The sequence below is a fragment of the Mycobacterium sp. genome (assembly GCF_044223235.1).
Classification (GTDB): domain Bacteria; phylum Actinomycetota; class Actinomycetes; order Mycobacteriales; family Mycobacteriaceae; genus Mycobacterium.
On sequence record NZ_JBGAME010000003.1, the window covers coordinates 208,840 to 226,454 of the forward strand.

A 17,615-nucleotide genomic window follows, 5' to 3' on the forward strand; every position below is an offset into this window, starting at 1 on the left:
CCTTGGTGAATCCGACCGGAGGTGGGCAGGTGAGCGAGTCTGGCTTCGCGTTGCCGATCGTGCCGCGCTACGCCGAGATCGACCAACAGGGCGTCGTGTTCAACGGCCACTACCTCACCTGGTTCGACGAAGCATGCGACGGCTTCCTCGAGCACCTTGGCGTGACCTATCCCGCGTTGATCGACGACGGCCACGACATCCAGGTGGTGCATGCCGAACTCGATTTCGCCGCACCGATCCGCTGGCGCGACAAGGTTCGGGTGGCGGTGGCGTGCGAACGCGTCGGAACCACGAGCTTCACGCTCGGGTTCGCCGTCCTGCGGGCCGATGCGACGACGCCGGAGCGCGTTGCGGTGCGCGGCAGGAACGTCTACGTCGTCGTCGACACCACCGAGTGGCGTAAGCGGCACCTGCCCGCGGCCCTTCGGGAAGCTCTCAGTTCGGTTGCGGCTCAAGCCGCTAACAGCAATGAGCAGCCGGGGTAGGGTCACCGTTCATGGGTAACGACCATGGCCATGAGCCGCAGCGCGAACTTCCGCCCGGGATGGCCGAGCAGCTGGATCTGCCGTATTCGGGTTTGGTGTCGTTCGGGCACCGGCCGTTTCTCACCGAGGTGGATCAACTCGAGTCGTGGCGGCCCGATGTGGCGATCCTCGGTGCGCCGTTCGACATCGGCACGACCAACCGGCCCGGCGCCCGGTTCGGGCCGCGGGCGATCCGGGCCACCGCCTACGAGCCCGGCACCTATCACCTCGACCTCGGGCTGGAGATCTTCGACTGGCTCGAGGTGGTCGACTTCGGCGACGCCTACTGTCCGCACGGGCAGACGGAGGTGTCGCACGCCAACATCCGCGAGCGAGTGCATGCGGTGGCGTCGCGCGGCATCGTGCCGGTGATCCTCGGCGGCGACCACTCCATCACCTGGCCGGCGGCGACCGCCGTCGCCGACGTGCACGGCTACGGCAACGTCGGCATCGTGCACTTCGATGCGCACGCCGACACCGCCGACGAGATCGAGGGAAACCTCGCCAGCCACGGCACCCCGATGCGCAGGCTCATCGAGTCCGGCGCGGTCCCCGGCACGCATTTCGTTCAGGTCGGGCTGCGCGGCTACTGGCCCCCGCAGGACACCTTCGAGTGGATGCTCGAACAGGGCATGACCTGGCACACCATGCAGGAGATCTGGGACCGCGGGTTCAAGGAGGTCATGCGCGACGCCGTGGCCGAGGCGTTGGCCAAGGCCGACAAACTGTACGTGTCGGTCGACGTCGACGTGATGGACCCGGCCCACGCCCCCGGCACGGGAACACCGGAGCCCGGCGGCATCACCAGCGCCGACCTGCTGCGGATGGTGCGCCAGCTCTGCTACGAACACGATGTGGCCGGAGTGGACGTCGTCGAGGTCTCCCCCGCATACGACCACGCCGAACTGACCGTCAACGCCGCGCACCGGGTGGTGTTCGAAGCGCTCGCCGGGATGGCCGCGCGCCGGCGCGACGCCGCCAACGCCAAGCCGGGACCCCCGTCGCGGTAACGGCGAGCGTCAGTTCTTGACGAGCGTGAACTGGCAGACGTCGGTGTAGCCCTCGCGGAACAGGTCGGCGCACCCGGTCAGGTACTTCATGTAGCGCTCATAGACCTCGGGGGACTGCAGCGCGATGGCTTCGTCTTTGCGGGCCTCCAGCGCGCCGGCCCAGATGTCCAGCGTGCGGGCGTAATGCAGGCGCAGCGGCTGCACTCTGCTGACCTGAAAGCCTGCCTTCTCGGCGTGCTCCTCCACGACGGCCCCGTAGGGCAGTTCACCGCCGGGGAAGATCTCGTCCATGATGAACTTGAAGAACCGGATCTTCGTCATCGTCAGCGGCAGGCCGCGGTCCTTCATCTGCTCACCACTCGGCTTGATGATGGTGTGCAGCAACATCTTGCCGTCGCGCGGTAGCGCGTTGTAGGCCATCTTGAAGAAGTCCTCGTAACGGTCCGACCCGAAGTGTTCGAACGCTCCGACGGACACGATCCGGTCCACCTGTCCGTGGAACTGCTCCCATCCCTGCAGCAACGCACGGTGCGACCGCGTGGTGTCCAGCCGGGACAGCATCTGCTCGACGTGGGCCTGCTGGTTGCGGCTGAGGGTCAGGCCGACGACGTTGACGTCGTACCTCTCCAGGGCCCGCCGCAGTACCGCGCCCCATCCGCAGCCGATGTCCAGCAGCGTCATACCCGGCTCGAGGTCGAGTTTGCCCAGTGACAGGTCGATCTTGGCGAGCTGGGCTTCCTCGAGCGTCATGTCGTCGCGTTCGAAGTAGGCGCAGCTGTAGGTCTGTGTGGGGTCGAGGAACAGACGAAAAAACTCGTCCGAGAGGTCGTAGTGCGCTTGCACATTCTCGAAGTGCGGCTTGAGTCCCTGGGTATTGCTGGGTGTTTCTGGCAAAGTACGGCCTCTGACGTTGTCCTGTGTTCTCACGACGCTCCGCACTGTTTGAGAGCTCCGACCATCGACTGGGCAGTTTACGCACACTACACAAGAAGAAGCTGGAACTGTGGCGGCATCCGAGAAGGCCCAGGGATGATCTAGCCCGCTCGGCCCGCGCCGAGCACACGCTGGATGTCCGGTTTCATCGCCTGCAGCTGGCCGCCCCAGTATCCCCAGCTGTGGGTGCCGTTGGGCGGGAAGTTGAAGACCCCGTTCGTTCCGCCCGCTGCCTCGTAGCGGTTCTGGAACTCCTTGTTGGTGCGGATGGTCAGCCCCTCGAGGAATTGTGCGGGGATCTGCGCGTTTCCCAGCCCGGCGTCCAGGTCGGTCGGGTTGCCGTTGCCGCTATACACCCAGATCCGGGTCGCGTTGGCCACCAGCTTGCCGATCTGCAGCATCGGGTCGTTGCGCTGCCACGCCCCGCCGCCGTAGGCGCCCCACATGTCGAGTGCGTTGAACCCGCCTGCGTCGGCCATCGCGATCCCGACCAGCACCGGCCACAGCCCGGCGGACAGGTTGAGGAAGCCCGACAGCGCACCCGCGTAGCTGAACTGGCCCGGGTGGTGGGCGGCCAGGATCAGCGCCGAGCTGCCCGACATCGACAGCCCCACGACGGCGTTGCCGGTGGGGCTGACACCGCGGTTGGCGGCCAGCCAGCCCGGCAGCTCGGAGGTCAGGAAGGTCTCCCACTTGTAGGTCTGGGTGCGGCCGTTGCCGACCGCGGGGCGGTACCAGTTCGTATAGAAGCTGGACATGCCGCCGACCGGCATCACCACGGACAGTCCTGAACCGTCGAACCACGCGAACGCGCCGGTTTCGATATCCCAGCCGTTGCGGTCGTCCCGGGCACGCAAACCGTCGAGCAGATACACGGCATGCGGGCCGCCGCCCTGGAACTGGACCGGGATGTCGCGGCCCATCGACGGTGAGGGCACCATCGCGACCTCGACCGCGGCGTTGGCCCGCGGCGGGTCCCCGGCGATGCCGACCAAGACGGGCAGAATCGCGGCAACCAGCGCCGCCAGCGACAGCCTGCGGATTCGGGTCCTGATCGTCGTGTCGAACACGAGCCACTCCTTCATCCCCGACCCGCGTCTGTTGGGTTCATCGCCCGCGCAGAGGGCCGGGTTACACCGCACAGGGCCTGCAAGCGCCCGGGGGCGGGGTCCGAAAGCGCCCGGGGCGGGACCCCGCACCGGCACTATCGTGGACATCGCAGGCGGGCACGATGGCCGCACCCGATCGAGGGGGAGGAACGTGATCATGATGAGTTCGGGCCCTGTGTTCGACGACGTGCCGGAGGCCGACGTGGCCGAACAGCTGATTCCCGTCGACGCCAGCGAAGAGGACAACGAGCTGGACTTCGCGCGGGTGCGGGTATCCGGGGAGTTGGACGCCAACGAGGCCGACCTCCTCGAGCAGGCGATCGCCGTCCCGGATGACGACGAGGATTTCGACCGCTGACTTTCAGCGTCGGTTTCGGCCGGCCGGTCGCCGCCGCAGGGCTGCCCAGCCAATCGCGGCGGTAGCGAGGACGACCAGCGCGATGACCCACGGTAGCGCGCCGCCGTCGTGGACCCACCGCGCCAGCGTCCCCTGAACCCGGCCGGCTGCCGCGATGACCGGGTCGCGCGGATCGCCGTCGGCGAAGAACAGCCGAATCTCGTACAGGCCGTAGTACGCGACGTACAGGCCGACCGCGATCAGCAGCACACCGCCCAGCCGGTGCACGTACGGGATGATTCGCCGGACCCGATCGGCCACCACCGTGCTGGCCAGCGCGGCCGCGACCGCGAGCGCGCCGACGATCAGCGTGAACCCGGCCGCGTAGGCGGCGAACACCGCAAGGCCCTGCCCCACCGTCCCGCCCCGAAAGCTCGCACCGATGACCGCGAGGAACGGGCCGACGGTGCACGACAGGGAGGCCACGGCGTAACCGACCCCGTAGCCGACCATGGAGCTCAGCTGCGCCGACGGCTTGGCGATGGTCCCTGCCGTCACGCGCGCGGCCAGTTGGCGCCCCGAGACCAGCCACCCGCCGAGGAGGGTCAGCCCTATGCCGATGAGCACGGTGGCGAACGGCAGATACCGCTGCACGGCCGCCGCGGCGGACACGGTCAACACCGCGAACACCGCGAATACCAGCACAAACCCGGTCGCCATCGCGGCGGTGGCGGTCAGGGCTCGCACGACCGGGATCACCGGGCCGTTGCGGTCGTCGGGTCTGCGTGTCACCCCGCCATTCACGACCAGGGCAAGGTATCCGGGCAGCATGGCGAAACCGCACGGGTTCAGCGCGGCGATGAGTCCAGCGGCGAAGCCGAGGCCGACCAGATCCGCGTTCACCGACCGGCTATGCGTTCAGCGCCGCCACCCGGTTCGCGAGTTCCTGCTCGGGCATTGCCGAGGTGGGGTTGTTCACGAAGGTCGACGAACCGTCGGGCCGATAGAAGACATATGCGGGCTGCCACGGCACGTTGTAGCGCGCCCAGATGGAACCGTCGGCGTCGTTGAGGTTGGTGAAGTTCAGGTGGTACTTGTCGACGAACGCCTGCATCGCGGCGACCTCCGAACGGGCGGCGATGCCGACGAACGTCACCCCCGGGTTGGCGGCCGCCACCTGGCTGACACCGGGTGCCTCGGCGTTGCAGAACGGGCACCACGGGGTCCAGAACCACAGCACGGCGGGTTTTCCGCTGAGGCTGGACCCGTCGAAGGGCGCTCCCGACAGGGTGGTCCCGGCGAACTGCAGGCGATCGTCGGCGATGGCGGCCGGCGGCCGGACGACGGCCACGATCAGGGCCGCGGCGAGTACGGCCAGCGCCATCGATGTGCCCACCCGCGACACTCGCATCCTCATCACACCGTCTCCCTCCGCTCGGACCGCACCATGGATGACCCCGATCACCCACCGGTAAACACGACTTCGGGGCGGACGGGGTTCACCCGGTCCGGTGCGGCATAGTCTTGGCACGCGACGACCGACCGATATCGACCGTGGGGCGGCACATGATCGAACCGAAACGCAGGACGACCTCACTTCGGCTGACGGCGTTCGCCGCCTGCGCCGCGGCGGTGATGGCCACCGCGGGCTGCGCAGCCGATGCCGGATCGGGTCGATCCACCGGGTCCGGGGATCCGTCGCCGACCAGCCAGGCAGCCTCCGCCGCCGACCCTGCGCTGGCCGGGCGGCTCGACGCCGCGATCCAAGGGGCCATGACCACCGCCGCGGTCCCCGGTGCGGTGGTCGGCATCTGGGGTCCGCAAGGTGATTACGTGCGCGCGTTCGGTGTCGCGGACAAGGCCACCGGCGCCCCGATGGTGACCGATTTTTACCACCGGATCGGCAGTGTGACAAAGACATTCACCGTTACTGGGGTATTGCAGCTGGCCGACGAAGGCACGCTGGGACTTGACGACCCGGTCGCGAAGTTCGTCGACGGGGTACCGAACGGTGAGTCGATCACGCTGCGGCAGCTGGCCAGGATGCAGAGCGGGTTGTTCAATTACAGTGCGGACGAATCGTTTCAGCGGGCGCTTCTCGACGACCCCGATCGCACGTTCACCCCGCGGGAGTTGCTCGACTTCGCGTTCGCCCACCCCCCGGGCTTCCCGCCGGGCGAGGGTTTCGAGTACAGCAACACCAATACGGTTCTGCTCGGCCTGGTGGTCGAGAAGGTCAGCGGCACGCCGCTGCACGAGTACGTCACCGACCACATAATCACCCCATTGGGGTTGAGCCACACGATCTTTCCGACGGATGGCGCCCTTCCTCAGCCGCATGCCCAGGGCTACAGCCACGGCGCGGACGACACCGAGATCGTTGCCACCGACTGGAATCCGTCCTGGGCGTGGGCGGCGGGGGCGATGATCTCGACCCTCGACGATATGCGGACCTGGGCGCCCGCATTGGCCACCGGAAAGCTGCTGACCCCGGCGATGCAGGCGCAGCGCCTGGAGACGGTGGCGACCCCCGGTCTGCCGCGACAGGATGGCTACGGCATGGGCGTCTTCGACCTCGGCGGGTGGATCGGGCACAACGGCAGCCTGCCCGGATACCAGACCGTCGCGGCGTATCTGCCCGAGCGTGAGACCACGCTGGTGATCATGCTCAACACCGACGTCGGGGTGCAGGGCTCCGAGCCGAGCACCATCCTGGCGACCGCGATCACCAAGGAGCTCACGCCCGATCACGTCTACACGCTTGATGCCAACGTCCAGGCACCGGAGGTGAGCCCGGGCCCTGCGGCGCCGACCGCCACGCCGACCCGGTGAGTGTGCGCCCTTGGTTCGACGGTGCCTGCCCGAAGGGAGCCGTTTCAGGCGGCCCCGCGGCCGGCCGTCGCACACATCCGTGCCAGCTCCGCGCGGGTCGGCCCCGGCGCGATCTGAGGCCGCCAGCCCCCGGCGAAGAGCGCGTGGGCCGTCGCCCTGGCCGGCGCCAGGCTGGCGGGCGGCGCGTCCATTCTGGCGTAGGGCCCGACGATGGGCTGCAGGTCTGGATCCGCCTCGGCGGCCGCGACGACGAGGTCGGAGGGTAGCGGTCTGCCCAGGTCGACGTCCCCGCCCGACCAGCGGCGAATGCGGTCTGCGTCGGTGTACCGGTGGTCGTCGAACCACGGCCGGATGTGCTCGGCGCACCATTCATCGAAATGCCTTGTGGCGCCTGGCAGATCATTGGCGTACCGGTCAAGGGTGCGGACCATTGCTCGCGCCTGCGTCAGCGCGAGCGCGACCCCCCGGCCCGCCAGCGGTGTCGTCGTGCACACGGCGTCTCCGACCGAGATCAGCCCGACCACGTCGCGGCATTGGCCGCGGTAGGAGTTGTACAGTCGCCCGCCGGGGATGACCGGTGAGATCGGTTGCGCGCGTGTGGGTTCGGCCCAGTCAGCCAGTCGCGGTATCGCACCGACGGCCGCGTCGAAGACGTCGGCGTCGCGCAGCAGGCGCAGCCGGTTGTCGGATCCGTCGTGGATCAGGGTGACGGAGAAGGTGCGGTCGTCGTGCAGAAATGCGATGGCGGCGTACCCGGCCAGGCTCAACGACAGCCCGATCGGCGAATTCGACTGCGCCGCAGGCGCACCGTCACGAAGTTTGTACTGCCGGGTGATATACACGGCGCCGCAGTCGCTGACCTCGGCGGCCGGGCGAACGGATTCGCCGAACCGCCCCGCGCGCCCCGATGCGTCGATGACGAGGTCCGCGCCCAGCGCACTCCCCCCGACGTCGACCCGGCGAACACGGTCTTGGTCGAGCGGCAACAGCTCGGCATGGCCCGTCGCGAAGGTGACACCGCTCTGCCGCAGGGCCACCGCGCGCAGTACCCGCTCGAATACGGAACGCCGGCACAGCAGCGCGGCGACTCTGCCGTCGGGTGACGTCGGCAGCGCCGCGCCGACGGCCACGAGACGGTCGAGCACATCGGGCATCTCGGCCAGCAGGGCGTCGACGACCTGCGGCCGGAAGGTGTGTGCGTGATGGAACTGCATGAGTCCGCGGCGTGGCCAGACGCCGCCGGGCGAAGGTCCGGGATCGCGATCGACGACGACCACCGGGTGCCCGCGGCGGGCCAGCGCGATGGCGGAGAACAGTCCGGCCGGGCCCGCCCCGACGATGACAATGCGCACGATGACTCCTCAATTGAGGTAACATATGGTGTGATGAATACATCAAGGGTTACCTGAAATGTCGGAAGCTGTCAAACGTGGCTATCGCTCCGCCCTTCGCACCGCGCAGGCCAGAGAGACCCGGCAGGCGATCGTGTCAGCTGCGGCGCGGTTGTTCGAGGAGACCGGATACGGGGCGACGACCATCGATGCCGTCGCCCAGGCGGCCGGAGTCAGCCGCAAGACCGTGTTCACTGCGGTCGGCGGGAAGGTCGCATTGCTGCAGACGGCACTCGAATGGGCGGTCGCCGGTGACGACAAGCCGGTGGCGCTGGCCGAACGGGAACCGCTGCGGACCCTGCTCGGCGGGCGCGACTCCGGCGCCTTGATTGAGGGATGGGCGCGGATGCTGGTCGAGGTGGACGGCCGCGTCGCTCCGCTCTACCGCGCGCTCGAGAGCGCCGCCGAGGCCGACGACGAGGCACGGGCGCTATTGGAGCAGGTGCGAAGCCAGCGCCTCGACGGCGCGCAACGGATCATCGAGGCGCTGGCGGGCATGGGTGCCCTGGGCACGCGCGTGACGCAGAGTGAGGCGGTTGACCTGGCGTGGCTGGCCGCCGATCCGCTGCTGTTCGACCGACTGGCCGGGCAGCGCGGGTGGACCGCGGATCGCGTGGGACGGTGGCTGTCGGCTTCACTCGGCGTGTGGTTGCTCGAACGCTAGCGACGGGGCGGATGCTCGGCGGGCGCGCGATGGCGGGAATTCTCTGCGCGCGGGTCGCGCGGGTCCATGACTCGCGGGTCCAGCGACCTGTCGTCGCGGACGGTGTCGTCGGTCTCGCGGTCGGTCTCGCGCACGCGGGGGTCGATCTCGTCGGCGTGCTCGCGTCGGGCGTCGAGTTCCTCACGCGACGAGCTGACAGCATCACGATGCGATGACGCGGTTTGCTGCAACCGTGCCGCCTCTGCGGCTTTCGCCTCCGCCTCTGCTCGGGCCGCACGGGCTTTCGCCTCGGCCTCGTGGGCGATCGCCTCGCGCTTGTCAATCCGCTCGGCCTGCTGGCTGACTTCTTCGCGGATCTGCTCGGCCTGCGCGTGCCGACGCCGATCCCGCATGGATCGGGCGAGCAAGGCCACCACCGCGATGACGACAATCACCGCGACCGCGACGATGATCCACACAACGGTTGTATCCACGTCGGCTCCTTTGCCTCGGTCGGGTTGGGGCCAACCCGCTGCTTGGGGCGGATGCCCGGATCGGCGCGTTGCTAAACCAACCGGGCGCGGAGAGTAGGGCGTCTCCGGGACCGTGACCGATACCGTGACCGCCTGTCAGCGAAGAACGCGTTCGTCGACGACGAACAGTACGAGCGTCACGGCCAGGAACGCCGAGGGCAGCCAGATCGCGTGAGTCCCCCCGGCGTCGGTGGCCATCGCGCCGAACAGCGCGCCACCGGCGAAGGTGGCGATGAGCGATCCGTAGACGCCGAAGGCCCGCCGCGACGCGGGATCCCGCTCCACGAAGCCGTCATATCCGGACTCCATGAGCCGCATCAGGTTCCCGGTGGTGGCGACCGGTAGATAGACCAGGTGGCCGACCTTGCGGAACAGGCCGATCTGCATCGCGGCCAGGAACGAGATCGGCACGGTGGCGAAGCTGTGCGGTACCGACGCCGGCACGAACCCGATGATGCCGAGGGCGATCGACTGGACGGCCATGGTCCACAGCAGCGGGCGCGCCACGATGCGATCGACCCTGCCGGACTTGATATGCGAGGCCAACAGCATGCCGGCGATGAAGGCGAACAGCGGCCATACGTGCGCCATCGCCGCGGCGATCTCGTCCTGTGAGATGTCGATCGCGAACAGGATCACGTTCGCGGTCTGCACGTTGGCGAACACCCCGCCTCTGGCGAGGTAGGTGTGCGCGTCGAGAAAGCCGTTGGCCAGCGTGAGCAGCAGGGCGAACCACAGCGTCCCGGTGCGTTCGGTGTCATCGGTGTCCCCGGGACCGGCCATCCGCACACGGTAACGCCCAGCAGCTATCCCGCGCCCAACGCGTTCAGCATCCCCGCCGCCGACCGCGGCCACGGGAATTGCTCGGCGCGCCTGCGGGCCTGGACCCGGCGCACCGACTCCGGGCGCTCGATGATCGAGGCGACCGCGTCGGCGATCGCCTCGGGATGGTTGTCGGCGGCCGCCCCGCTATCGGTGGTGAGGATTTCGGCCAGCGCCGACGTGCGCGACACCACCACGGGTGTACCGCAGGCAAGCGCCTCGAGGGCGGCCAGCCCGAAGGTCTCGTGCGGTCCGGGCGCCAGGGCCACGTCGGCCGAGGCGAGGATGCCTGCCACCGTGTCCCTGCATCCGACGAAGCCCGTGAAGTGCACGGGAAGCCCGGCCGCCTGACGTTCCAGCCGCTGCCGCAGCGGCCCCGCGCCCACCACGACGAGCCGGGCGTCGACGCCCGAGTCACGAAGCCACCCAACGGTATCGATGCTGCGATGGGCATGCTTCTCGATGGAGAGCCGCCCGCAGTGCACCAGCAGCGTCTGGTCCGGGCGGGCCCAGCGCTGCCGCATCGTCGCCGAGCGCCGGTCGGGGTGAAACTGGTCGAGGTCGACCCCCAGCGGCACAGTGTGGACGTTCGGCGCGTGTATCCGGTCGAACTCCTCGCGCGCAAACGCCGTCGTGCACACCACAGCGTCGTAGCCGGCGGCGGTCCTCCGGTTGGCGAGGTCAGCGACAGTGCGTGCCATCCGATGCGGAAGTATCTGCCCGACAAGGCGATCGAGCCGTTCGTGAGAGATCATCACGGTCGCCACACCATGCCTGCGGCCCCACCCGCCCAGCGAACGCAGGGTCAACCTGTCGGAAACCTCCAACGCGTCCGGTCGCAGCTGCTCCAGCAGCCCGGTCACCGGTCCGGGCAGTACCGCACGATAGCCGCCGGTGAAGGGAATGCGCCTGGCAGGCAGGGAGATTCGCACCACACCGGACGCAAGCCGGTGCAGCGCTCCGGTTGGGCCGGGCACCACGAGGTATACCTCGTGGCCCGCGGCGCAGTACTCAGCGCCGAGGCGGTCCACGGCGGTGCGCAGACCACCCGAACGTGGGCCGTAGAAGTTGGCGACCTGGACAACCCGCATACGCCTGATGAGAACCGCACGGCGTGTGCGGTCAACAACGGCACCGCAACGGCTGTTTGAATGTGCCGTGAACTCCGCGGATCGAGCTGCCGTTCAGGTCCGCCGATCAGATCAGGTGTTGGCTGAACCAGTCCTGGACGCGCTGCCAGGCATCGGCGGCCGCCGCGGCGTCGTAGCGATCCCCGGTGTCGTTGAAGAACGCGTGGTTCGCGTCGGGTTCGGTGACCAGTTCGTGCACCAGCCCGGCCCGTTCCAGCGCGGCTCGTGCCACCGGCTCGGTCGCGTTGACGCGCTGGTCGAGCGCACCGTAGAAGCCAAGCACGGCAACGTCTTTGGACCCTGAGAAGTCCGGATCGTCCGGGGTGGGGCCGTAGAACGGCACCGCCGCAGCCAACTGCGGCTCGCCGGCGGCCAGCAGCCGCCACACCAGGCCGCCGCCCATGCAGAACCCGACGGCGGCGATCTTCTTGTCGGGCACCCGCCGCTGCAGTTCGGCGATCCCGGACTGCAGATTGGCCACGAACTCCTCCGGCGGGATCTTGCTCAATGCGGCGGTCGCTTCGGCCGGGTCGGCGAACGTCGCGGTGCCGCCCTGGCCGGAGAGCAGGTCGATGGCCAGCGCCGAGTAGCCGATGCCCGCGAATCGGCCGGCCACCGAGCGCACCCAGTCGTTGAGTCCCTTGTTCTCGTGGATCACGAGCACCGCGCCGCGTGGCTCCTGCGCCTGTGCCCACGCTCCCTGCAGTTCGCCCTGCGGTCCGGCCCAGGTCACCGGGGAGGTCGGCACGGCGGTATCCATACCCGGCGGCGGTCCTGCCGCGGTCGGCGTGGACCCCGAAGTTTCCGACGTTCCCGACGGGGATGTCGGCTCGGTCGTTGTCGTCGTCGTTTCGGACGCCGACTGCTGCGCCTGCTGGCAGGCGGTGATCAGTGCGCCCGCGGCGGTCGCCCCCAAGCCGAGCAGCGCCAGCCTGCGCATGGCTTCGCGTCTGGACAACAGCCCGTCGACGTGGTCGGTGGCGATCTCTTCTGCGATGTAACGCTGCAACGGGGTCACTTCGCGAGTATGCGCCCGAACGCCGAAGACGGTAGAAAGGTTGCGCCAGGCCGCCATAATTCACCTATGCAGCCCGCCGCCCACCCGCCGCTCACGGGCAGGCTCGCCGTGGTCGCAGGCGCGACACGCGGGGCGGGCCGGGGAATCGCCGCGGGGCTCGGCGAAGCGGGCGCGACCGTCATCTGCACCGGGCGCAGCAGCGTGGCGGGCAACGGCGCCTCCGACTACGACCGACCCGAGACCATCGAAGAGACCGCCGAGCTGGTGTCGCAGCTCGGCGGGGTGGGCGTCGCGGTCCAGGCCGACCACCTCGACGTAGGCCAGGTCCGCGACCTCGCCGCGCGGATCGACAGGGAGTACGGCGGCATCGACATCCTGGTCAACGACATCTGGGGCGGTGAGATCCTCAAGGGCCCGCCACCGACGTGGGGCAGGCCGATGTGGGATCACGATCTCGACGACGGCCTGCGCATCCTGCGCCTCGCCATCGACACCCACCTGATCACCTCGCACTGTCTGCTGCCGATGCTGGTCGCCCGGCCGGGTGGACTGTTGGTGGAGATCACCGACGGCACAACCGCTTTCAATGCGGAGAACTACCGCCTGTCGGTGTTCTACGACCTTGCCAAGATCTCGGTGAACCGGCTGGCGTTCAGCCAGGGCCACGAGCTGGCGGTGTACGGCGCCACGGCCGTCGCGGTCACCCCGGGCTGGCTGCGCTCGGAGATGATGCTCGACAACTACGGGGTCACCGAGGACACCTGGCGTGACGCGCTGCTGCCGGGCCGTTCCGACGGTTTCCCGACCGCTCCGCCCGCGTTCGTCGAGTCGGAGACGCCCCGGTTCGTCGGGCGCGGCGTCGCCGCGATCGCCGCCGACAGCGACCGGATGCGCTGGAATCAGTGCTCGGTCAGCTCGGCGCAGCTGGCCAGGGAATACGGCTTCACCGACATCGACGGGCGCATCCCCGACGCCTGGGCGTAGCGCGAGACGATGCGGGGTGCGGATGCCGCGACGCGACGGACATCCGTCCCCTACCGCATTGATCGGCGGTCCGCCGCATCCACGGTTTGCGCGCTGGGCGAACTCGTCGTTGCGCGCACCACGAGCGTGGTGTGGACGGTGACCGCTGCGGAGCCGCCGTCGGCGTCGACGGAAGCGGTGTCGGTGCCGTCGAGTTCATCGAGCACCAGCCGGGCCGCGATCGCACCTTGCTCGCGCACCGGTTGCCGCACGGTGGTGAGGTCGACGAGTTCCGCATGCGGGTGGTCGTCGATTCCGACGACGGAGACGTCGTCGGGTATCTGCAGTCCGCGGCGGTGCAGGGTGCGCATGACACCGAGGGCAAGTTCGTCGCTGTGCGCATAGACCGCGGTGGGCGGGTCGCCGGCGTCGAGGATGCCGTCCATCGCGGTGGCCGCGTTCGTGCCGCCCTAGTTCACGTCGCGAACGAGCTCGTTGCGCAGCGGAACACCGATCTCCGCGAGCGCGTGGAGGTATGCCTCGGATCGCCCGGAGCGGGCTGGCCAGCCGGGTTGGTCCGGGTCGCGCGCGGCGATCATGGCGATTCGGCGGTGGCCGAGCGCAACAAGGTGATCGACCGCTTGCCGGCCGGCGCGGTAGTCATCGATACAGACGTACGGGTATTCCACGCTTTGCCCGCCGGCGGCGATGATGCTCACGCCCAGCAGGGCGAGTCGATCACGTTCGGCCTCGCCCACCGGAAAGGCAACGACGACCGCGGCGTCGACCTTGCGCCGAGCGGGCAGATGGGTGAAGAAACTCCTGCGGTCGTCGGTTCCGCCGACGTGGTAGAGCAGCAGGTCGACGTCGGCCTTCGCGAGTACGTCCTCGATGCCGGCGACCATCGCGCCGAAGAACCACCGGTCGATGTGCGGGACGACCAGAGCCACGCGTCGGGTCACGCCGCGCGCCAGGCGCACCGCATCCGGCGACACGACGTAGTTCAGGCGGCGCGCCGTCGCGAGGACCTTCTCTCTCGCCGGTGCGACGCCGTAGGCGTTGTTCAGGGCGCGGGACGCGGTTGTCAGGGACACGCCCGCCGCGCGGGCCACGTCGCTGAGACTCAAAAGGTGCAGGTCGCTGGGCCACGGCAAGGATATCCTCGTCACGAGGGTTGCTTTCGGAAGCGCTTCCGATCTACGCTTCGGAAGCGCTTCCGAAATGTGGCGTAGATCTCGAACGGAGGAATCATGAGCACCGAACACACGTCGAGAGTTCGCGGCGCAGCGTTCGCTGTCGCCGTGTGCGCCGTCGTCGTCCCGGTTGTAGCCGCTTGTGCGCCACCGGGCAGCGGCAATACGAGTTCCGCCGAGAACGCCCCGGTGCAGGTCAGCGCGGATCTGGGTACCGGGCCGGTCGAGCTGACTCTGTACGACGGTGCGGGGTTGAAGAAGGTCGACGACGCGCTGATCGCCGCGTTCACCGAACTTCACCCGAACGTGACGATCACGGCCCGCTACGACCCCGACGACGTGCAGGCGGTGAATGCCCCGCGGGTGATCGCGTCGAGCGATCCGCCCGACATTGCGCGGATCATCGCCTTGCCGGGTGCGGTGCGGAACCAGCAGTTGACCGATCTCGGTCCTTGGGCCGACGTTTACGGTTGGGACCGGTTGCCGGCCGGGCAGCTGGCGATGTATCGGGTGGATGCGAACGGGGTCCGTGGCACCGGTCCGCAGTACACGATGGCGAGCGGGTTCACCGTGACGGGGCTGTACTACAACAAGGACTTGGCCGCCGACTTGGGGATGACTGGTCCGCCCGCATCGCTCGACGAGTTCGAACACGCCTTGGTGGCCGCGAAGCGCAGCGGGATGGTGCCGCTGATGGCCGGCAACAAGAGTGGGCAGGTGACGTTCTCGGTCCAGATGATGCTCAATGCGGTGCTGGGCCGCGACGCCGTCAACGATTGGGTGTTCAACGTCCCCGACGCCACCCTGGATACCCGCGAGGGGGTCGATGCGGTGCGGGTGGTGGCGCAGTGGGCGGCCGACGGGTACTTTCCCGAGGACACCAATGGCACCGACTCCACCTCCGCGGCAGGCAGATTCGCCGCGGGTGAGGCGCTGTTCTACCTCTCCGGTAACTGGGACGCCGCGACGCTGCAGGCGAAGATGGGCGAGACTGTCGGATTCTTCCTCCCGCCGGTGCCCGACGGTGACGGACCGGTCGCCATGTCGGACCCGGTGTCCAACTTCGCCATTCCCGTCGGTTCCGACGAAAAGAACGCGGCGGCAGCGTTTCTGGACTTTCTGCGCAGCGATCGGGGTCGTCAGGTCGCGGTCGACGCCGGCTTCGCGCCGAGCGGGTCCGGCACGCCTCCGGTGATCGAAGCGGGCACGCTGGGCGCCGAGATCCAGGCCGCGTTCGCGACCCTGGTCGCCGGCGACGGCCAGGTGCAGTTCGTCCAGAACGCCACCAACGGGATGTCGGGCACCTGGCTGCCGCAGGTCCAGATGCTCGTCGCCGATAAGACGTCCCCGGCTGACCTGCTGACCGCGGTGCAGTCCGCCTACGCGCAGGACTTGGCACGATGACGACCGTGGCAACCCCGAGCGGGTCGGCGCACGCCCCTACCTCGCCGGTGCCGAACAGCCACAGCGCCCGCCGCCGTGCCCGCTTCCGCCAGGCGGTGGCCGGTTGGCTGTTCGTTGCACCCGCGGCGCTGATGTATGCCGTCTTCGTGCTGCGGCCGCTGCTGACCACGATCTGGTACTCGTTCTACAACTGGGACGGGATTTCGGTGGGAACCTGGGTCGGGTTGGACAACTACCGGTTCGTCGTCACCGACCCGCGGCTGTTGTCGTCGATCGGACACGCGTTTTTCCTGATCATCTTCTTCACCGTGCTCCCGGTGGTCGGTGGCCTGCTCGTCGCGGCGTTGCTGCAGGAGATCAAGATCCGCGGCCTGGGCACCGCGACCCGGACCCTGCTGTTCCTGCCGCAGATCATTCCCGGCGCGGCGGCCGCGGTCGCCTGGGTGTGGATGTACTCGACCAACGGCACGGTCAACCAGGTCCTGTCGGCCATCGGGCTGGAGAGCCTCACCCGGGCGTGGCTCGGCGACTTCGACTGGGCGCTGGTCGCGGTCGGAATCATCGGCAGCTGGCTCGGACTGGGTTTCTGCACGATCCTGTTGATCGCCGGCATCGGCAAGATCGACCCCGAGGTCTACGAGGCCGCCCGCCTCGACGGCGCCACCTTCTTCACCACCTTTCGGTACGTCACCGTGCCCGGGCTGCGCGCCGAGATCGGGGTCTGCGTCACCGTGACGATCATCGCCGCGCTCGCCAGCTTCGACATCGTGTTCATGTCCACCCAGGGCGGTCCCGGGTACGCCACGACCGTGCCGGGAGTGCAGATCTACCAACTCGGTTTCACCGAATCCCGGGTCGGTTTGGCCAGTGCGCTGGCCGTCGTCCTCACCGCGCTCATCCTCGTGGTCGTACTGCCCATCCAGCGCTTCTTCAGGGAGAAGTGATCATGAAAACCTCTGCCCGGGAACGGATCCCCGGCCTGCTCCTGCTGATCGGCACGATGCTCTTCTCCATCCTGCCGCTGCTGTCCATGCTCTCGGCCGCACTGCAGCCCCAGGGCAGCGTCCCACTGGGCCTGTCCTGGCCCTCGGATCCGCAGTGGCACAACTTCGTCGACGCCTGGAAGGTCGCCGACGTCACCCCGTTGCTGGTGTCGAGCATCATCCTGGTCGCCGGTGTCGTCCCGGTCGCCGCACTGATCGCCGCGATGGCCGGCTACGGACTCGGGCAACTGCGGGTGCCCGGCGGCACGGTCGTGTTCCTGCTCTTGCTGCTCGGCCTGACCCTGCCCCGCGAGGCCACCATCGTCCCGCTCTACTACCAGCTCCGTGATTACGGGCTGCTCAACACCCGCCTCGGGCTGATCCTGGTCCTCATCGGCAGCTTCCTGCCGTTCGCGGTGTTCTGGATGCGCGCGCACTTCCTGTCCATACCGCGCGAACTCAACGAGGCATCCGCCCTCGACGGCGCCGGCCCCTGGCAGGCGTTCCGCCACATCCAGATCCCGCTCGCGATCCCCGCGCTCGCCTCCCTGTGCCTGCTGCTGTTCCTGTGGACCTGGAACACCTTCCTGCAGGCCATCGTGCTCATCGACGATCCCACCAAGCGCACCATGGCCGGAGCGCTGCAGAACTTCGTCGGCCAGTACTCCACCGACGTCGTGCTGCTCAACGCCGGCTCCCTGCTGATCATGGCCCCGACCATCGTCGTGTTCCTCATCTTCCAGCGCCACTTCGTCAAGGCGATGATCTCCGGCGCGGTGAAAGGCTGACC

The 17,615-nt window shown here is 68.6% G+C and carries 18 protein-coding genes and 1 pseudogene; 9 read left to right on the forward strand and 10 right to left on the reverse strand.

Annotation, left to right across the window (positions count from 1 at the left end; translation table 11 throughout):
- Positions 1 to 29: 29 nt before the first annotated feature.
- Positions 30 to 485: an acyl-CoA thioesterase gene (locus ADBZ6K_RS06770; protein WP_526345108.1), complete on the forward strand. Its 456-nt coding sequence runs from the start codon at positions 30 to 32 to the stop codon at positions 483 to 485.
- Positions 486 to 496: 11 nt separating this feature from the next.
- Positions 497 to 1,534: an agmatinase gene (gene speB / locus ADBZ6K_RS06775; protein WP_526345109.1), complete on the forward strand. Its 1,038-nt coding sequence runs from the start codon at positions 497 to 499 to the stop codon at positions 1,532 to 1,534.
- A gap of 9 nt (positions 1,535 to 1,543) precedes the next feature.
- Here speB and ADBZ6K_RS06780 read toward each other — a convergent pair whose 3' ends face one another.
- On the reverse strand, positions 1,544 to 2,428 hold the full coding sequence (locus ADBZ6K_RS06780) for a cyclopropane mycolic acid synthase family methyltransferase (RefSeq protein ID WP_526345110.1): 885 nt from the start codon (positions 2,426 to 2,428) through the stop codon (positions 1,544 to 1,546).
- A 140-nt stretch (positions 2,429 to 2,568) separates the two neighbouring features.
- On the reverse strand, positions 2,569 to 3,552 hold the full coding sequence (locus ADBZ6K_RS06785) for an alpha/beta hydrolase (protein ID WP_526345111.1): 984 nt from the start codon (positions 3,550 to 3,552) through the stop codon (positions 2,569 to 2,571).
- A gap of 184 nt (positions 3,553 to 3,736) precedes the next feature.
- Between ADBZ6K_RS06785 and ADBZ6K_RS06790 the strand changes: the two genes are divergently transcribed.
- Positions 3,737 to 3,934, forward strand: a complete 198-nt coding sequence (locus ADBZ6K_RS06790) for an Rv3202a family protein (protein ID WP_526345112.1) — start codon at positions 3,737 to 3,739, stop codon at positions 3,932 to 3,934.
- A gap of 3 nt (positions 3,935 to 3,937) precedes the next feature.
- Here the strand turns inward: ADBZ6K_RS06790 and ADBZ6K_RS06795 are convergent, their stop codons facing one another.
- Together ADBZ6K_RS06795 and dsbE are read right to left on the reverse strand one after the other, a co-directional pair.
- Entirely contained in the window at positions 3,938 to 4,816 is an 879-nt protein-coding gene (locus tag ADBZ6K_RS06795; RefSeq protein ID WP_526345113.1) for a cytochrome c biogenesis CcdA family protein, read from the reverse strand.
- Between the two features lie 7 nt (positions 4,817 to 4,823).
- Positions 4,824 to 5,297 (reverse strand): disulfide bond-forming protein DsbE, encoded by a 474-nt coding sequence (dsbE, locus tag ADBZ6K_RS06800; RefSeq protein ID WP_526345276.1) that lies wholly within the window; start codon positions 5,295 to 5,297, stop codon positions 4,824 to 4,826.
- A gap of 182 nt (positions 5,298 to 5,479) precedes the next feature.
- Here dsbE and ADBZ6K_RS06805 point away from each other — a divergent pair, with 182 nt between their 5' ends.
- Positions 5,480 to 6,745: a serine hydrolase domain-containing protein gene (locus tag ADBZ6K_RS06805; RefSeq protein ID WP_526345114.1), complete on the forward strand. Its 1,266-nt coding sequence runs from the start codon at positions 5,480 to 5,482 to the stop codon at positions 6,743 to 6,745.
- 44 nt (positions 6,746 to 6,789) lie between these two features.
- On the opposite strand, the gene ADBZ6K_RS06810 is transcribed toward ADBZ6K_RS06805, so the two are convergent.
- Positions 6,790 to 8,097 (reverse strand): FAD-dependent oxidoreductase, encoded by a 1,308-nt coding sequence (locus ADBZ6K_RS06810; RefSeq protein WP_526345115.1) that lies wholly within the window; start codon positions 8,095 to 8,097, stop codon positions 6,790 to 6,792.
- Positions 8,098 to 8,155: 58 nt separating this feature from the next.
- Between ADBZ6K_RS06810 and ADBZ6K_RS06815 the strand changes: the two genes are divergently transcribed.
- On the forward strand, positions 8,156 to 8,800 hold the full coding sequence (locus ADBZ6K_RS06815) for a TetR/AcrR family transcriptional regulator (RefSeq protein ID WP_526345116.1): 645 nt from the start codon (positions 8,156 to 8,158) through the stop codon (positions 8,798 to 8,800).
- On the opposite strand, the gene ADBZ6K_RS06820 is transcribed toward ADBZ6K_RS06815, so the two are convergent.
- The 4 genes from ADBZ6K_RS06820 to ADBZ6K_RS06835 all read right to left on the reverse strand — a co-directional run bounded on the left by ADBZ6K_RS06820 (position 8,797) and on the right by ADBZ6K_RS06835 (position 12,282).
- The gene (locus ADBZ6K_RS06820; protein ID WP_526345117.1) at positions 8,797 to 9,258 is read right to left on the reverse strand and encodes a hypothetical protein; all 462 of its coding nucleotides are present in this window, start codon (positions 9,256 to 9,258) and stop codon (positions 8,797 to 8,799) included. The two genes, ADBZ6K_RS06815 and ADBZ6K_RS06820, sit on opposite strands and share 4 nt — an antisense overlap.
- A 150-nt stretch (positions 9,259 to 9,408) precedes the next feature.
- The gene (locus ADBZ6K_RS06825; protein WP_526345118.1) at positions 9,409 to 10,095 is read right to left on the reverse strand and encodes a YoaK family protein; all 687 of its coding nucleotides are present in this window, start codon (positions 10,093 to 10,095) and stop codon (positions 9,409 to 9,411) included.
- A gap of 23 nt (positions 10,096 to 10,118) precedes the next feature.
- Positions 10,119 to 11,225: a glycosyltransferase gene (locus ADBZ6K_RS06830; protein WP_526345119.1), complete on the reverse strand. Its 1,107-nt coding sequence runs from the start codon at positions 11,223 to 11,225 to the stop codon at positions 10,119 to 10,121.
- A 106-nt stretch (positions 11,226 to 11,331) separates the two neighbouring features.
- Positions 11,332 to 12,282, reverse strand: coding sequence for a dienelactone hydrolase family protein (locus tag ADBZ6K_RS06835; RefSeq protein ID WP_526345120.1), 951 nt, complete (start codon positions 12,280 to 12,282; stop codon positions 11,332 to 11,334).
- Between the two features lie 66 nt (positions 12,283 to 12,348).
- Between ADBZ6K_RS06835 and ADBZ6K_RS06840 the strand changes: the two genes are divergently transcribed.
- Positions 12,349 to 13,266, forward strand: coding sequence for an SDR family oxidoreductase (locus tag ADBZ6K_RS06840; protein WP_526345121.1), 918 nt, complete (start codon positions 12,349 to 12,351; stop codon positions 13,264 to 13,266).
- A 50-nt stretch (positions 13,267 to 13,316) separates the two neighbouring features.
- Here the strand turns inward: ADBZ6K_RS06840 and ADBZ6K_RS06845 are convergent.
- Positions 13,317 to 14,510, reverse strand: a pseudogene (locus ADBZ6K_RS06845) (LacI family DNA-binding transcriptional regulator).
- On the opposite strand from ADBZ6K_RS06845, the gene ADBZ6K_RS06850 reads away from it, so the two are divergent.
- From ADBZ6K_RS06850 to ADBZ6K_RS06860, 3 genes are read left to right on the forward strand one after another with little or no spacing between them, the layout of a single operon-like run.
- Entirely contained in the window at positions 14,496 to 15,842 is a 1,347-nt protein-coding gene (locus ADBZ6K_RS06850) for an ABC transporter substrate-binding protein (protein WP_526345122.1), read from the forward strand. The pseudogene ADBZ6K_RS06845 and the gene ADBZ6K_RS06850 overlap by 15 nt on opposite strands.
- A gap of 5 nt (positions 15,843 to 15,847) precedes the next feature.
- The gene (locus ADBZ6K_RS06855) at positions 15,848 to 16,786 is read left to right on the forward strand and encodes a carbohydrate ABC transporter permease (protein ID WP_526345123.1); all 939 of its coding nucleotides are present in this window, start codon (positions 15,848 to 15,850) and stop codon (positions 16,784 to 16,786) included.
- A 2-nt stretch (positions 16,787 to 16,788) separates the two neighbouring features.
- Positions 16,789 to 17,613, forward strand: a complete 825-nt coding sequence (locus ADBZ6K_RS06860) for a carbohydrate ABC transporter permease (protein ID WP_526345124.1) — start codon at positions 16,789 to 16,791, stop codon at positions 17,611 to 17,613.
- The last annotated feature ends 2 nt before the right edge of the window (positions 17,614 to 17,615 follow it).